This is a genomic window from Pseudomonas sp. SWRI99 (assembly GCF_014270125.1).
Lineage (GTDB): Bacteria > Pseudomonadota > Gammaproteobacteria > Pseudomonadales > Pseudomonadaceae > Aquipseudomonas > Aquipseudomonas hamedanensis.
In genome coordinates this window covers 24,772-41,344 of the sequence record NZ_JABWQR010000027.1, presented here as the reverse complement: position 1 = coordinate 41,344, position 16,573 = coordinate 24,772, and the positions used below count along the sequence as shown (strand labels likewise).

The 16,573-nt window shown below is 59.6% G+C and carries 9 protein-coding genes; 6 read left to right on the top strand and 3 right to left on the bottom strand.

Translation table 11 applies throughout. The features are described 5' to 3' along the window. Positions 1–78: 78 nt before the first annotated feature. The 5 genes from rpsF (at position 79) to dnaB (ending at position 3,674) form a co-directional block, all read left to right on the top strand. Entirely contained in the window at positions 79–501 is a 423-nt protein-coding gene (gene rpsF, locus HU743_RS20710; RefSeq protein ID WP_016771938.1) for a 30S ribosomal protein S6, read from the top strand. A 29-nt stretch (positions 502–530) separates the two neighbouring features. Beyond that, complete coding sequence (gene rpsR, locus HU743_RS20705; protein ID WP_002551829.1) at positions 531–761, top strand: 30S ribosomal protein S18; 231 nt, start codon at positions 531–533, stop codon at positions 759–761. Positions 762–797: 36 nt separating this feature from the next. Beyond that, positions 798–1,691 carry a hypothetical protein gene (locus tag HU743_RS20700; RefSeq protein WP_186547635.1) on the top strand — a complete coding sequence of 298 codons (894 nt, stop codon included), beginning with the start codon at positions 798–800 and terminating at the stop codon, positions 1,689–1,691. Positions 1,692–1,709: 18 nt separating this feature from the next. Then, the gene (rplI, locus tag HU743_RS20695; RefSeq protein WP_003186385.1) at positions 1,710–2,156 is read left to right on the top strand and encodes a 50S ribosomal protein L9; all 447 of its coding nucleotides are present in this window, start codon (positions 1,710–1,712) and stop codon (positions 2,154–2,156) included. Positions 2,157–2,276: 120 nt separating this feature from the next. Beyond that, on the top strand, positions 2,277–3,674 hold the full coding sequence (dnaB, locus tag HU743_RS20690; protein WP_186547633.1) for a replicative DNA helicase: 1,398 nt from the start codon (positions 2,277–2,279) through the stop codon (positions 3,672–3,674). A gap of 51 nt (positions 3,675–3,725) precedes the next feature. Here dnaB and HU743_RS20685 read toward each other — a convergent pair whose 3' ends face one another. The 3 genes from HU743_RS20685 to HU743_RS20675 form a co-directional block, all read right to left on the bottom strand. Continuing rightward, positions 3,726–8,165 (bottom strand): NEL-type E3 ubiquitin ligase domain-containing protein, encoded by a 4,440-nt coding sequence (locus HU743_RS20685; protein ID WP_346656526.1) that lies wholly within the window; start codon positions 8,163–8,165, stop codon positions 3,726–3,728. A gap of 332 nt (positions 8,166–8,497) precedes the next feature. Further along, positions 8,498–11,080, bottom strand: coding sequence for a hypothetical protein (locus HU743_RS20680; protein ID WP_238351768.1), 2,583 nt, complete (start codon positions 11,078–11,080; stop codon positions 8,498–8,500). Positions 11,081–11,145: 65 nt separating this feature from the next. After that, entirely contained in the window at positions 11,146–13,545 is a 2,400-nt protein-coding gene (locus tag HU743_RS20675) for a hypothetical protein (protein WP_186650929.1), read from the bottom strand. 496 nt (positions 13,546–14,041) lie between these two features. Between HU743_RS20675 and HU743_RS20670 the strand changes: the two genes are divergently transcribed. Next, positions 14,042–16,345, top strand: a complete 2,304-nt coding sequence (locus tag HU743_RS20670; RefSeq protein ID WP_186650927.1) for a YgiQ family radical SAM protein — start codon at positions 14,042–14,044, stop codon at positions 16,343–16,345. The last annotated feature ends 228 nt before the right edge of the window (positions 16,346–16,573 follow it).

Genomic DNA, 16,573 nt, shown 5'->3' with positions numbered 1-16,573 from the left:
GCCAGCAAGTCCATAAGTGTCATTCACTCCTTGTCTGACCGTTTTTGAGCGGCAGGCTACAACCCGTAAGGAGCATTCATGCGTCATTACGAAATCATCTTTCTGGTCCACCCGGATCAGAGCGAGCAAGTCGGCGGCATGGTTGAGCGTTACACCAAGCTGATCGAAGAAGACGGCGGCAAAATCCACCGTCTGGAAGATTGGGGCCGTCGTCAACTGGCCTACGCAATCAACAATGTTCACAAGGCTCACTACGTGATGCTGAACGTTGAGTGCACTGGCAAGGCCCTGGCCGAGCTGGAAGACAACTTCCGCTACAACGATGCAGTGATCCGTAACCTGGTCATCCGTCGCGACGAAGCCGTTACCGGCCAGTCCGAGATGCTCAAGGCTGAAGAAAACCGCAGTGAGCGCCGTGAGCGTCGCGACCGTCCTGAGCACGAAGGCGCCGAAGGCACCGACAGTGATGACAGCGACAACAGCGATAACGCTGACGAGTAATCCACGGACCTTATTAAGGAGCCTATCAAATGGCACGTTTCTTCCGTCGTCGTAAATTCTGCCGCTTCACCGCTGAAGACGTGAAAGAGATCGATTACAAAGATCTCAACACTCTGAAAGCTTACGTATCCGAGACCGGCAAAATCGTTCCAAGCCGCATCACCGGTACCAAAGCTCGTTATCAGCGTCAGCTGGCCACCGCTATCAAGCGCGCCCGCTTCCTGGCCCTGCTGGCCTACACCGACAGCCACGGCCGCTGAGACCGGGCAGTCGACAAGTAGCAAAGGATTGAATGCATGCGTGCCTTAGCTGAGTTCATCATGCGCGGCCGCCTGCAGGCCACTCTCGTAGTGGCCGGGTGTGCAACATTGCCGTTGTTGTATTGGTTGGGTGCCGCCGCCGGGAGCCTTGTGCTGCTGCGGCGCGGATTGACGGACGCCCTCGGCGTTCTGTCCCTGGGACTGCTGCCGGCATTGATCTGGTGGCTGTATGCCGATGACCCACGGGCACTTCTGGTGCTGCTGGGTTCTTCGGGGCTTGCGTTGGTTTTGCGCGCAAGCGAATCCTGGGTCCGTACGCTGCTGGTCAGCGTGGCGATCGGGGTGGTGTTTTCAGTGGTGCTCGGCGTCGCGTTTGCGGCCCAGATCGAGATGCTCGCGCAGGCCCTTATAAAGGTCATGCCAGCGCTTCTCGGTGAGACCTACAAGCAATTGTCGGTCGATGAGCAAGCGCGTTTCGCGTCCCTGATTGCACCGGTCCTGACCGGACTGATTGCGGCTTTGTTGCAGATCGTCAGCGTGCTGAGCCTGATTGTCGGGCGGCATTGGCAGGCGTTGTTGTACAACCCGGGTGGTTTTGGTCGTGAGTTTCGCGCCATCCGGATCCCGCTGGGGCCGGCGATGTTGCTGCTGGCGTTGATGCTTCTGGGCCCGAATCTCGGTGCACAGATGGCCATGTTGACGCCGTTGTGCAGTGTACCGCTGGTGTTCGCCGGACTCGCCCTGATTCACGGGCTGGTCGGGCAGAAGCGACTGGCCGGTTTCTGGCTGGTGGGGTTGTACGTCACGCTGCTGTTGTTCATGCAGCTGATCTATCCGTTGCTCGTGGTTCTGGCCATTGTCGACAGCCTGATTGATTTTCGCGGTCGTCACGTGTCGAAAGACACCGACAGCGCGAACGGTGAAGGTTAAAAGTTAGAGGATTTTCACATGCAACTGATCCTTCTGGAAAAAATCGCCAACCTGGGCAACCTGGGCGACAAAGTAAACGTTAAGGCCGGTTACGGCCGTAACTACCTGCTGCCTTTCGGCAAGGCTACCGCTGCGACCGCTGCCAACCTGGCTGCGTTCGAAGAGCGTCGCGCCGAGCTGGAAAAAGCTGCCGCAGACCGTAAAGCATCGGCTGAAAGCCGCGCTGCCCAACTGGCCGAGCTGGAAGTGACTATCACTGCCACCGCTGGCGACGAAGGCAAGCTGTTCGGTTCGATCGGTACTCACGACATCGCTGACGCACTGACCGCCTCCGGCGTTGAAGTTGCGAAGAGCGAAGTTCGTCTGCCGAACGGCACCATCCGCAACGTGGGTGAATTCGACGTGGCCGTGCACCTGCACGCCGAAGTTGAAGCCACCGTACGCGTTGTCGTGGTAGCAGCTTAAGCAACACGGATCGGCTGGCGGCTTGCCCGTCAGACGGTTAACATCGGGCACGATCCTGTTTACAGGTCGTGCCCTTTGTCTTTCTGAAACTCCTGCTTTTTACCTAATTCTCAAGTGGCCATGAACGATATCTCCGCTCCCGAGCAATACGATCTGCAAACCGCTGCCCTGAAGGTGCCGCCGCATTCCATCGAGGCCGAACAGGCCGTACTCGGTGGTCTGATGCTGGACAACAACGCCTGGGAACGTGTGCTCGATCAAGTCTCCGACGGCGACTTCTACCGGCATGACCACCGTCTGATCTTCCGTGCGATCGCCAAACTGGCCGATCAGAACTCGCCGATCGACGTTGTGACCCTCGCCGAGCAACTGGACAAGGAAGGCCAGACCTCGCAAGTCGGCGGTCTCGGTTACCTGGGCGAACTGGCGAAAAACACGCCGTCCGTCGCCAACATCAAGGCCTATGCGCAGATCGTCCGCCAGCGGGCGACCTTGCGTCAGTTGATCGGTATCAGCACCGAGATCGCCGACAGCGCGTTCAACCCTGAAGGCCGCACCGCCGAAGAGATCCTCGACGAAGCCGAACGGCAGATCTTCCAGATCGCCGAAGCGCGACCGAAGACTGGCGGTCCGGTCGGCGTCAACGAGCTGTTGACCAAGGCCATCGATCGCATCGACACCCTGTTCAACACCGACAACGCCATTACCGGCCTGTCCACCGGTTACACCGACCTCGACGAGAAAACCAGCGGCCTGCAACCTTCTGACTTGATTATCGTCGCTGGCCGTCCATCGATGGGCAAAACCACCTTCGCGATGAACCTCGTGGAAAACGCCGTGTTGCGCAGCGAAAAAGCCGTCCTCGTGTACTCCCTCGAGATGCCAGGCGAATCGCTGATCATGCGTATGCTGTCTTCGCTCGGCCGTATCGACCAGACCAAGGTGCGTTCCGGTCAACTGGAAGATGACGATTGGCCACGCCTGACTTCCGCAGTCAATCTGCTCAATGATCGCAAATTGTTCATCGACGACACCGCCGGCATCAGTCCCTCGGAAATGCGTGCGCGGACCCGACGCCTGGTGCGTGAGCACGGCGATGTCGGCCTGATCATGATCGACTACCTGCAACTGATGCAGATCCCCGGTTCGAGCGGTGACAACCGGACCAACGAAATTTCCGAGATCTCGCGATCCCTCAAAGCCCTAGCCAAGGAATTCAACTGCCCGGTGGTTGCCCTGTCGCAGCTCAACCGTTCCCTCGAACAGCGCCCGAACAAGCGCCCGGTGAACTCCGACTTGCGTGAATCCGGAGCGATCGAGCAGGACGCCGACGTGATCATGTTCGTCTACCGCGACGAGGTGTATCACCCGGAAACCGAACACAAGGGCATCGCCGAAATCATCATCGGCAAACAGCGGAACGGCCCGATCGGTTTTATTCGCCTGGCCTTCATCGGCAAATACACGCGCTTCGAAAACCTCGCCCCGGGCAGCTACAACTTCGACGACGACGAGTGACGGCTGGCCGAAGACATTCGGCCAGCCGTCTCGTTGCCTGATACCGCCGGCTCAGGCAGACGTCTGAGCCGCCGATTCATCGGCGGGCGATGTCTCGACGGTGGTACGAGGTTGCAGCTCTTGCCGGGTCAGTTCCTGAATCAGCGCCGCTTCGGCAATCGCCAGTTGTGCCTGACCATCGTTGGTCTGTGCAATGTACTGGGCCTCGGTCAGTTGCTCCTGGGCAAACTGGCTGTCCAGTGCGGCTTGCCGGTCCTGAAAGGGCTGCCGACTGGCTTCGAATTGCGTCTGGTATTTGTAAATGACGAAATCCTGCCAGAAGTCCATGGACACCAACGCCTGAAATTCCTCAGGTGAATCATTCAGAACTATCACCTTGTTATAGGCGGCCTCAAGCATGCCCGGCGTCACCTCGGCCATCAGGATAAAAGTCAGTGCCTGTGGCTGAAACGGTAATTGCAGCCGGTCCTTCAGGCCGAAGCGATACGCCATGGTCACTTCATGCTGATCGCGTATGCGACGACGATGAACGTTGCGCTGTGCCTCGGATGTTGCCGGATCGTTGATAATCAACCGGCTGGAGGCGACGTGCGCGGCGGCGATGTCATCCACCTGTTTCAGGCGGAACAACCCTCTGGACAATGTCACCAGTGGCGCTCCGTTCTTATCCTGGCGGGCCTGCATACGTGCCTTGTGGGTTACCGCGAGGATTTGCAAATCGGTAAAGGTCGCTGCCGCGAGGTCGGTACAACCCGCTTCGCAAGCTCGATCAAACAGCTCTCTGCGCAGCGCCCGTGATTGCGCATCGTTGTCGGTCATGACATCGATCACTTCCCAGACCTGACGTCGAAAGTCAGCATGCCCGGAACGGCTTTCGATAATGTTGAAAAAACCGTCAGACCCTTCCAGCTCGCGCAACATCCGCCATTGCGCTCGCCGTGCGGCGACCTCGTCGGCGGAGAGTCCGCTAATCCATTGCTCACGCAGCTCCAGAGGATTGCGATCGGGTTGGCGTGCCACGAGCTGTGAGGACGTGACCAGGTTGGGGCCACGGTTCAATGCCAGCCCTGCGTCTCTGAGCCGTTGAACATAGCCTGCCAGTTGGGCGGCAGTGGTGTCGACGAGCGGGTTATTGGTCACCCGCGTGCTGTTGTTGGCCCGCACCGATTGCGCCAGGCGATCGGCAGGCGGCGCGGTGACGAAGTCCGGAATGGTGGTGATCCGGTTGTGGCTCAGGTTGATGGAGTCCAGCAGTGGCTGGTCGAACAGCCCCCTGGGCCAGCTGGAAATGCCCGTGGTCGACAGATCGATCGAACGCATGTCCGTTATCTGGCTGAAATCCGGCAAGACGCCCAATTGCGGGTTGTTGTTGAGCCAAAGCGCCCTGAGCGTAACCCGCCCGGCGAGGATCGCGGCCGTCTCATCGGTCAGCTGGAGCTGGTTGCCGTGGAGAAACAGGCGCGTCATTGCATGCATTTCCCCAACGGCCGGCGGCAGTTCCCTGAGCCGGTTGTTCGACATGTCCAGCCAGCGCAGATGCCGAAAGCGCGTCAGAAAACCTTCCGGGGATTCAGCCAGGTTCATTCGGGCCAGATTGAGTGAGCCGACGTGGCTGAAGTCGATGCTCAGGTCCGGCAGGGTCGGCAGTATCAGACCGCTGAGGTCCAGCTCCAGGCCAATCGGCGTGCCATCGACGGCGTGCTTTTGCGCGGTCTCCCGGCGCCAGCAGGCGATGATGCGATCCCGTGCCGCTGTGCGGTCGTTGCGGGTCTGAGCGTTGATCTGTAACTGATTGGCGCGAACGTAGCGCTGGCGATTGCCGCCGCCGGAAAATACCCAGTCATCAAGCTGACTTTTCAACTGGCCGAACTCCTGTTCCAGAGTCTCCAGCCGCCCGTTGACGCTATCCGCTTCCAGATTCCAGAGGAACTCCCGGCAGGCCTTGATGCTTTTAGCCGGGAACAGTTTTTTATAGCGCTGCGCCAGCGAGTTTTCACTGTCAAAGGCATCAGGACGTAGAGGGTCCATCAGCTCCGGATAGGCGTCGCTCAGTTGGCGCCAGTAGGCGTCGAATTGACGCCAGTAGTCGGACGGGAAATCGTTGCCCAGCAGCAGTGTCGCGCCGTTTATCCGGGCGATGCCTGGCATTTTTTCAAGCGTCGGCTCAAGCAGATGGCCTGGCACCTCCCGCAAGCGGTTATTGCGCAGGTCCAGGCCCGTCAGGGCAGATTTGTCCTCCAGCCCGGTCGGCCAATGACGGATGCCGGTGTTGTTCATGTTCACCGAAATCAATCCAGCCATCGCGCTGAAGTCCGGACTCAGACTGAGTGACGGGTTATGGGACAGATCAATGATCGTCAGACGGCTCAGCGCGCTGAGTGTGGCCGCGCCTGGCTCATCCAGTTCAATGCGGTTGGCGCTCAGGTCCAGGCGGCGCAGAGAGTGCATTCCACCCACCACGGCGGGTAACGTCTTCAGCCCGCACTGGTTGATGGACAGCTGCTCCAGATTGGGAAAGTTGCCGAGAAAAGTGTCGGCGTCATCCGACCAGGTGATGGACAAGAGGTCGAGTCGCTTTACATGGCTGAAGTCCAGCGTCAACGCTGGGAGCGGACCGCTACCTGCGGTGATCCTCAACGTTTGCACGGAATCGTCGAGCCAGCATGCCTTGATGATCCGGGCGACGCGTCGTGCCGATGTTTCGCCCGTGCTGCCGCTGGCCGTGCCGGTCTCTTGGGCCGCGACATAACCTTGCAACTGAGATTCGAGCAAATCCAGTTGTTCGATCCGTTGCGCCAGGAGCGTATCTGCATCGTCGCCCAAGGCGATTAAGTAGGCTCTGGCCTCTTGCGGGGTTTTATCCGGATACAGCCGTTGCACCATCGCCACTTCGGGAATGTCACTGTCGAGTCTGAACGCGCCCGGCAGGGGGTCGATGCCCGGATGCGACGGGGCGGCTGCCACGCGTTGCCAGAATGCTTCCAGCGTTTTCCAGTAACCGGCAGGAAAATCGTTGCGTTCGATCAGCGTGACGGCGTTGATCCGGTAGATCCGTTCAAACTGATCAGCAGCCGGCGCGACGAGTGCGTCAGGCACCTCGCGCAGAAGATTGTCGCGCAGGTCGAGCCGCTCGAGGCCGCTGTGCTGCGTCAGGCCGATGGGCCATTGCTCCAATTGCGTGCTACGCAGATTCAGTGTCTTGAGTCGCGACATGGCGCTGAAGTCAGGGTGTCTGCCCAACGGGTTAGCGGACAGGTCGATGTGCTCCAGAGTCACCATCGTGCCCAGGGCGGCGGCGGATTGTTCGTCGAACTCCAGGCGATTGGCATGCAGATTCAGCGTCTGCAGATCGGGCATTCGGGTCATGGCTGCGGGCAGCTTATCCAGTCCACAGTCGGTGATGGACAGGCGTTGCAGGCCGGAAAAACCGTTAAGAAACGTTTCGCCAGTGCCTGACCAAAGGATCCCGTTCAGCTCCAGCGTGCGCACGTGGCTGAAATCTGCTGTCAGTGCCGGCAGCGTCGCGCTGGCGCCAGTCAGCTTCAGGATCGCGCCGGTCTCATGGCGCCAGCAGCGTTTGATCTCCAGGGCAACCCGTTGCGCCCACGCCTTGATGGCCGGCGATTGCGCGTTGGTCCCGGTCCAGTCCTGCAGAGCGTTTTTCAGGGTTTTGTAATCGGCTTCACGCCGCGTCAGTGCACCTGCGACATCGTCCCCCAGCGAACGCACATAGGCAGCGTTCTGCTGCTCGTCAAACGTCGGAAACAGCTTTCGCACGCGCGACTCCGGGCTGTGCAGGCGGTTGGCAAGCGTGGCAAACCGGTCCGCCAGTCGTTGCGACAGCGTTCGTTGCGGTTCGCCACGGCGCATGCCGCCAACCCCTGCCACGTTGACGCCGACCCAGCCGTCGCGAGGGTCGCGAACGATCGCTTGCGAGCGACCCGGGCGGGAGGCCACGTACCGGTTGCCTTCGTCATGGGCAACCGGATCTTCAGTGCGCACGATCCGCAGCACCGGTACTGACGGTGATGACGAGTCAGCATCGTGCAGAACCTGATAGGCGTGCTCACCGATGACCACATAGAGCTTGTTATCGTGGTGAAGCGTACCGTCGCCGCCAGGTTCGACGCCGGTAAAATCCAGTGCAGTCCGGAACGCTTCCAGCCGACTTTCGGACAGCGGGAAGAGGATCGGCTCCAGGTCGCTGCGCACTTCCCAGCGTCCGCTGATGGCATCGCGCACCAGTTCCGGGCCGGAGGGTAGCCGTTCGTTGGCCAGCGTGGCGAGCACCAGACCCGTTTGCGCGTCCGTCGCGACCTGTACGACCAAGCCGTCGGGCAAGTCGACATAGTGGCGTCCCTTGAATGTCCGCAGGCCTCGTTCGTCGGGAGCTGGAAGCCGTGCGGTGGCAGGTACCCGGTAGTGTTCAAGGGGTTGTGGTGCAGGCGTGTCAGGCGGTTGTGCGGGCGGATCGAATTCGTTGACGGTCACTCGCGGCGCGGGAAGGATGGCATCCAGCTCGGCCTCGTTAGCGGTCCTTGTCGATGTCGGCAGATTCTCGCGTGAAATGGCAAGTGAACCCGTGTCTGTCCGCGCGTGGGAGTCGAATTCTCGCGAATGGGGGGTGGGTCGTGTCGTCACCCCCGGGCTGACTTCGACAGTGGTGGTCTCTCTGACGGGTGGTTTGTTTTTCACTTTCATGTCCTTGAAAAGATTGTCCCGCCAGTTGCGCGAGTGGCGCACTGAAGGGACTTCGGCGTCATTGCCTGATGTTCGACGTCAGCACTGCAGGACTGAGTCGGCTGGTTACATGCATGGCGACTTCATGTCGCCAGATCGAATATTTTGCGGGCCGTGCGACCGTCAATCGTTTCGCGCCAGATCGCCACATGGGGCAGACCGGCCTGCTCATCCCGGCGCTGGGAGGATGCGCCCCGTCCGGCCTGTTCAAGCGTTTTGAGGTGACCGCCCTTGACCGTGAAGTTGAGGGCCAGGCTGTCGTGTTTTTCATAGTGGAAATGCGCTTCCCACAGTGGCGCGTCATCGGCGCGGTCGCTGATGGAATAAACGTCCAGGAACGACTTGTCGCGGCCTTTGCCGATTTGTTTGCGCTCTACGGTGCGGGTCACGCTGAGTGCTGCATGATCGAGTAAATAGTTCAGGCGCATGATGTCCAGCACGTCCCGGTTTTTATACATGCGCACCAGAACGCGTTGGCCTTCGGCGCTCAGCGAATCGCCTGCGCTGCGCAGACGATCGGTCAGCCCCGTGAGCTCAGTGTCAGTAGCGGCTTCCGGGTGATGGGCTAACTGATGGGCATGCTCACTGAGCCGGTCGGCGGCCTTGCCCAGGTATTCGAGAATGTCCGTGGGATTGTCATGTCGCGATTCCCGAGTCTTGGCCTCGACAAGGTGGCCGGCGACGTCGCTGAGCAAACGGTGCGCCTGCGCAACAAGCAGGGGCTTGGGCGTTTCGGCAGTCTGCGGACGCACCGGCAGCCATTCGCCCTGACGTTTTTCGTAGCGTTGCGGCTGGCCATCGGGGCGGAACGGATCCGCCACTTTAACGATGATGTTGCCATCCGCAGCGACTTCCTTTTCACCCACCAGCACTTTGTAAAGACCGTGCTGGCGCGTGCGAAAGACTTTGCGCGCAGGGGCGGGCGTCGCCGTTTCGGTGCTGAGCGTCTGCTTGGGAACAAAGTCGAAATCGATATCCTGATCGAGGCTGAGTGGCTCGCCACGACGGCGGAACGTGGCGAAGATATCGCTCAGTTTGCTGTCGATGCGCTGCTCGAACGGCTCGATAAGACTGATGATTTCTTTGAGATACCCCGCGTTCTCAGGGCTGGCGGAGGACAACAGTGACGCAAAGTGCTGTTTTTCCGCCCTGATCTGACTGTCGGCCAGCATCAGTGCCATTGGCTGTTGCGGTTCGGCAATGTTGTTCAGATCGTTGGCGAACAGGTCAATCGCCAGCAAGGTTTGCATGCCTTTTGCCGGCGGGTTCTCGGGATTGTCCGAGAGTAGACAAAGATAGGCGGTCAGCTTGTTACGGTTGACCAGGTCGAAGCCCGGAACAACGTTGAAATCTTCGTCGAACTGAAAACTGGTGCGCGGGGCGGCTTTGCTCAACTGATCGATGACCCCTTGGCGATCTTCGAGCAGCTTCAGCTTCTTGTTCATGTGTGTGATGATTTTCTTGAAGTTGTCAGCGGTCAGTGCAGTGACCGTGGGCCTGATCCTCAAATCCATCACCGCCATCAACCGGTTGAGGTACTCGACTCGCTCCAGCTGGAAGGTGTGCAATTCTTCGTTATAGAGGGCTCTGGTTTTAACGCGGATCAGGCCGTCCTTGTTGTCGATAAACGACTGTACGAAGACGGTCTGGAGTTTGACGTGCTTGATCAGCTGTATCTCGACGGCGACCAGCGCGGCGGTCTTCGCGTCACTGCCCTCGGCCTGTTGCCGTGACTCGGCGAAAAGCGTGTTGTACCGGGCCGCCGAGTGCTTCAAGTCACCGTGGGCCGCCGCCATGGCCGTGTACATGATCTGCAGCTCGGCGACGCTCACTTGCGGTTGTGGATTACGCCGCATGCCACCGTTGAGTCCGGGGTGGGCAGCGACCCAGATGTGGGCCGGATTGCGCGTAATGGCCAGCGTTTGGCCAATTCGACTGGCGCGATAGACGTTGCTACTGTCGGCCGCGACCGGATCTGGCGACCGGGCGATACGCCAGACTTTTTGCGCCGGCGTGGACGCATCGAGATCCTGCAAGACCTGATAACCGCGTTTGTCGATAACCACGTAAAGCTTGCCGTCATGGTGGAACACGCCGTCGCTGTCGGCAGTGGCAGTGCTGAAATCCAGATCCGTGCCGAAGGCCTGCAGACGTGTACGGGTCAATGGTGCGATGGCATCGTTGTCATTCATTGATCTCCAGCGCCTGCTGTCACGGTCGCGAATCAGCGTCGGTCCCGAAGGCGTCAGTTCGCTCGGCAGTCTGGCCCGGTACAGCCCCGTGTCCGGGTCTTGTGCTACTTGCACGATACGGCCGTCGTTCAGGTCGACGTAGCGGCGTCCCTTGAAAGTCCTGAAGCCCTCGACGTCGGCGCTCGGCAATGCAGCGTTTGCACTGAGTGTGTATTGCTCCAGCGGCGCCGTCGGGGATGTCGTAGGCGTAACGGTCAGGGGCTGCTCGCTGACCGTTACTGCGGGTGCGGGCAGGATGGCATCCAGGTCAGCGGTTCCGGTCGGGCTGTCCGTGCGTGGCGGATTGCGTGTCGTCGTGGTCAGGCCAGGGCCGGTGCGGACCGGCGTGTCGGACAGATGCCCGTCGACCGGGTTCTTCGGTAGCGCGTGGACATCGACCGAGACATTGACTCGAGTGAGGGGTTTTACTGCCATGTGTTGTTCATCCTTGAAACAATGATTGCATCAGCGCCGTTCAATCGGCGACTGGACCGCGTGGTTTAGTGTGTCGTTTGCGAGGAGGTGGAGGCTTCACCGGCTCGGGAACGCACCGCCAGCTCGAAAATTCTTTGCGCGGTGCGTCCGTCGAGTTGTTCGCGCCAGATGGCGGTGTGTTTGCGGCCTTCCATTTCTTCTTTGCGTTGTGATAAACGCCCTTTCTGACTCTGCTCAAGGGTTTTCAGGTGGGCGCCGCGCACGTTGAAGTCCGACTTTGGGGCTTGCTCGGTCGCGTAGTGAAAATGCGCGTGCCAGAGCACTTTTCCATCGGTGACATCGTGGATTGAGTAGATGTCGAGAAACTCTTTGCTCTGGCCCTTGCCTCGTGGTGACCGGTGGTGGTTTTCAACTACACGAACCTGTCCCTTGTCGATCAGATAAATCAGCCGTTCGGCGCTCAAAAAGTTTTTGTCCTTATAGATCCGCAGGCGAATGTTTTCGCCTTCCTGGCGCAGGCGCTCACCGTCCCCCTTCAAGCTTCGTATCAGGTCGCCGGCATTAAGGTCGGTCGGCTCAAAAAGCTGAAGCTCCAGGACCAGGTCATCCAGCACATTAGCTTTGCTCTCGAGCATTTCGACGATGTTGTCCGGATTGTTTTTCCGGTGCTCTTCGTTCAGGGCCGCCTGTACATGCGCGTCCGATTGCGCCAGATGCTGGCGGGCTTCCTGGACAAGCCTGGACAGCTCCTTTTGCGGGGGCGTCCGCACCGGTTGCCATTCGCCGGCCCTTCGTTCATAGGTCTGTATAGGCTGATCGGGGTTAAGAGGATTACGGACCTCAATAATCTCTGCGCCCTGCGCAGTGTGTCGTGATTCGCCGACATTGATCTTGTAGACGCCGTGCTTTTTGGCTCGAAAAATACGCCTGGGCCGGGGGGCGGTGCCGCTTCTGTCTTGTGGCGGGATGAAGTCGAAATCAATTGGTTGTTCGTGGAAGGGCAGCGCTGGACGCTCAGTCTGTTTCTCGTGATAGCGTTTCAGGCGATGCGCGAGCGTTTCTTCGAACAGCTCCAGTTGCGTGATAATTTCATCGCGTGAGGCGAGTTGTAGCGGGCCAGGTGCCAGGTCCAGTCGCTCGTACCAGTCACGGATGGCGGCGCATTGCCCCGACAGCTCGCTCAGAACGGCAGGGCGCGAGCCGTCTGGAATCCTGTCGAGTGCGCCATATATAAACGTTGCCTGACCAAACTGCGCCGCCAGCTCAGAAGCCTGCGGGGCGGTACCGGTCGATTGGGGGTTGTCCAGCGTCAGGCTTTTGGCCAGAACCCACGAAGCGACGACGTTATGAGTATCCATGGGTGAAAGGATGTCGCCACTCAAGTCGTCAGGCGAGAGCCGCCATTTTTTAATCAGATTATCGGCAATCCTTTGTCGCGCCTTCATCCGGCTGATTATCCGGGTCAGGAACTCTATGGTCCCCTGGAGCCTGTCTGGGTGGATGTCGAGCAAAGGACCCTCGAGTGCCCGGCGCGTCAGGCTGCATTCGACCAGTTGTTGATAGGCGAGCATTTGCCTTTTTTGCAGCGCAATGACGCTCTGGTTGTAAACGGCTTCCGTAATGAGAGCCTTTATGACGGACTTGTTGTCTGTGTAGTAGTTATAGGCCTCATCAAGCCTCGCCAGCTCTTGCTTATTGTGTGATTTGCGCTCACGCAGTGCCTGTTTTTCGTTTTTGACGATGTCGGCTCGATTGCCTTGTGAATCCCTTGCGGCCATCCATGCAGCTATCAGTCGCTGATTTTCATCGTGATCTTTATTGATGGTCTCGGTGAATTGTTCAAGCTTGCTCGCCACTTCCAGGCGCTGAACTATTAATTGTTCGGGCGCTGCACTGCGCCGCATTCCGGCGGCACCTGGCACAACAATGCCCTGCCAACCGTGGCGAGAGTCGAAAACGACCGGCTCCGAGCTGCCGTCACGTGTTGCGACGTACACATTGTGCTCGTGCGTGGCGATCGGATCCTCCGGGCGGACGATGCGCATCACTGTCGTGTGCGGCGACGACGCGTCAAGATCGTGCAGCATCTGATAGGTGTGGTTCTCGATAACCGCGTAAAGTTTTCCGTTGGTGGAATACAGGCCATGACTGTCCGGTTCCAGGTCGCTGACATCGAGGTCGCTGCGAAATCGCTGCAAGCGTGCCGCAGATAACGGATAGGTCGCGGGCGACAATTGTTCGACCGGTCGCCAGAGTCTGCTTTCGGGATCGGATTGCAGCTTCGGCCCGGAAGGGTTCAGCTCGTTGGGCAGCTTCGCCTGGTAGAGGCCGGAGACAGGGTCCAGAGCCACCTGTACGGCGCCATTTTCTGACACCTTTACGTAGTGGCGTCCCTTGTAAACCGAAATACCGTCGGCATTCGGGGGCGGCAACACGATCGAGGGGTGTATCCAGTAATCCTTCAACGGACGTGTAACCATCGCAGGTGCAGGCCCGGGTTCGGTTGTGGCGTTGACCGTCACCCTCGCAGGCGCTGGCGTGATGGCGTCAAGGTCTGTTCCCGCGGTTGTCCGGTCGCCTGTCGACGGCCGTGTGGGAATCCAATGCACCGACCCGCCGCCGTGAGGCGACGGAAAATCGGGCCGGATTGTCGGGCTGTCGGTGCCGGGTCTGGGCTGGACGTGCACCTCGACAGTGGTTTTGCCCCGAGCGGGCGGTTTGAGTGGCATTGCCTGTCATCCTTTAACGTTCACGCCGTGATATCCGCACAAACGGATATCGACGGGTGGTCGGCTTCCTTGCCGTTCTGTGTGTCGTGCGTTCCGGTAAAACGTGTCATCTTCCGGGCAGTTTGACGTGGCGGGCGGCTTCATCGAGAAACCGACCATTACCGTCGGAATTGGTCAAAATTTGTGCTATATTCCGCGCCCGCGATTTTTCACTTCAACACCGGTCGTCGACATGCAAGCAGCCAAGCCGTTATTTGACTATCCAAAATATTGGGCCGAATGTTTCGGGCCAGCGCCATTCCTGCCGATGAGCAGGGAGGAGATGGATCAGCTTGGCTGGGATTCGTGTGACATCATCATTGTTACCGGAGATGCCTACGTCGATCATCCGTCGTTCGGCATGGCAATTATCGGCCGGCTGCTGGAGTCGCAAGGCTTCCGCATCGGGATCATTGCCCAGCCCAACTGGCAGTCCAAAGACGACTTCATGAAGCTTGGTGAGCCGAACCTGTTCTTCGGCGTCGCGGCCGGCAACATGGACTCGATGATCAACCGCTACACCGCGGACAAGAAAATCCGCTCCGACGACGCCTACACGCCGGGTGGCATGGCCGGCAAGCGTCCGGATCGCGCGAGCCTGGTCTACAGCCAGCGTTGCAAAGAGGCGTACAAGCACGTGCCGATCGTGCTCGGCGGCATCGAAGCGTCGCTGCGCCGCATCGCGCACTATGACTATTGGCAGGACCGGGTGCGTAACTCGATCCTGATCGATGCCAGCGCCGACATCCTGCTGTACGGCAACGCCGAGCGCGCCATTGTCGAAGTGGCCCAGCGTCTGTCGTGGGGACACAAGATCGAAGACATCACCGATGTGCGCGGCACCGCGTTCATCCGTCGTGACACGCCGCAGGGCTGGTACGAAGTCGACTCCACGCGCATCGACCGTCCGGGCAGGGTCGACAAGATCATCAACCCGTACGTCAATACCCAGGACACCCAGGCCTGCGCCATCGAGCAGGAAAAGGGTCCGGTCGAGGATCCGCAGGAAGCCAAGGTCGTGCAGATTCTGGCCAGCCCGCGCATGACTCGCGACAAGACCGTGATCCGCCTGCCGTCGATGGAAAAGGTGCGCAATGACCCGGTTCTTTACGCCCACGCCAACCGTGTGCTGCACCTGGAAACCAACCCGGGCAACGCCCGCGCGCTGGTGCAGAAGCATGGCGAGATCGATGTCTGGTTTAACCCGCCGCCAATTCCGATGACCACTGAAGAAATGGACTACGTGTTCGGCATGCCTTACGCCCGTGTACCGCACCCGGCGTACGGCAAGGAGAAGATTCCGGCCTACGACATGATCCGTTTCTCGGTGAATATCATGCGCGGCTGCTTCGGCGGCTGCACTTTCTGCTCGATCACCGAGCACGAAGGCCGGATCATCCAGAACCGTTCCGAAGAGTCGATCATTCGCGAAATCGAAGAGATCCGCGACAAGGTCCCGGGCTTCACCGGGGTGATTTCCGATCTCGGCGGCCCGACCGCGAACATGTATCGCATCGCCTGCAAGAGCCCGGAAATCGAATCCGCGTGCCGCAAGCCGTCCTGCGTGTTCCCGGGAATCTGTCCGAACCTGAACACCGACCACTCGTCGCTGATTCAGCTGTATCGCAGTGCCCGTGCGTTGCCAGGCGTGAAGAAAATCCTCATTGCTTCCGGCCTGCGTTACGACCTCGCGGTCGAGTCGCCGGAATACGTCAAGGAGCTGGTGACCCACCACGTCGGCGGTTACCTGAAGATTGCCCCGGAACACACCGAGGAAGGTCCGCTCAACCAGATGATGAAACCGGGCATCGGCAGCTATGACAAGTTCAAGCGCATGTTCGAGAAGTACACCAAGGAAGCGGGCAAGGAGCAGTACCTGATTCCGTACTTCATCGCCGCCCACCCGGGCACCACTGACGAAGACATGATGAACCTGGCCCTGTGGCTCAAGGGCAACGGCTTCCGTGCCGATCAGGTGCAGGCGTTCTATCCCTCGCCGATGGCCACCGCTACCGCGATGTACCACTCGGGCAAGAACCCGCTGCGCAAGGTGACTTACAAAAGCGACGGCGTGACCATCGTCAAGAGCGAAGAGCAGCGTCGTCTGCACAAGGCGTTCTTGCGTTATCACGACCCGAAAGGCTGGCCGATGCTGCGTGAAGCGCTGGTGCGCATGGGCCGGGCCGATCTGATCGGTTCGGGCAAGGATCAGTTGATCCCGGCGCATCAGCCGGCGACTGACAGCTACCAGAGCGCCCGTCGCAAGAACTCGACCCCGGCCGGCAGCCACAAGGTCGCGAAAGAGAAAACCACCAAGATCCTCACCCAGCACACCGGCCTGCCGCCGCGTGCCAGTGATGGCGGCAATCCCTGGGACAAGCGTGAACAAGCCAAGGCCGCCGCGTTCGCCCGCAATCAGCAGGCGGCCAAGGAGCGCAAGGACGCCGCGAAGGGCAAAGGGCCGAAGCCGACGCGCAAGCCGGTAGTGCCACGCTAAACAGAACGCCAACCTTCGGGTTGGCGTTTTGCTGATCGTTCCCACGCTCTGCGTGGGAATGCCTCTAGGGACGCTCCGCGTTCCAGCCTTCACCCGGTGTCAGTTCGAGCGATGCTGTGACGCAGAGCGTCACGGGTTGCACTCCCGCGCAGAGCGTGGGAGCGAGAAGAAAAAGAGTATCGAAGCCACTGGCCTCTTCGCGAGCACAGGCAGCTTGCATCCCATGCC

Bases quoted from the DNA above. Each gene is read 5' to 3' on its own strand.
- rpsF (WP_016771938.1), top strand. From the start codon at position 79: ATGCGTCATTACGAAATCATCTTTCTGGTCCACCCGGATCAGAGCGAG.
- rpsR (WP_002551829.1), top strand. From the start codon at position 531: ATGGCACGTTTCTTCCGTCGTCGTAAATTCTGCCGCTTCACCGCTGAA.
- HU743_RS20700 (WP_186547635.1), top strand. From the start codon at position 798: ATGCGTGCCTTAGCTGAGTTCATCATGCGCGGCCGCCTGCAGGCCACT.
- rplI (WP_003186385.1), top strand. From the start codon at position 1,710: ATGCAACTGATCCTTCTGGAAAAAATCGCCAACCTGGGCAACCTGGGC.
- dnaB (WP_186547633.1), top strand. From the start codon at position 2,277: ATGAACGATATCTCCGCTCCCGAGCAATACGATCTGCAAACCGCTGCC.
- HU743_RS20680 (WP_238351768.1), bottom strand. From the start codon at position 11,080: ATGGCAGTAAAACCCCTCACTCGAGTCAATGTCTCGGTCGATGTCCAC.
- HU743_RS20670 (WP_186650927.1), top strand. From the start codon at position 14,042: ATGCAAGCAGCCAAGCCGTTATTTGACTATCCAAAATATTGGGCCGAA.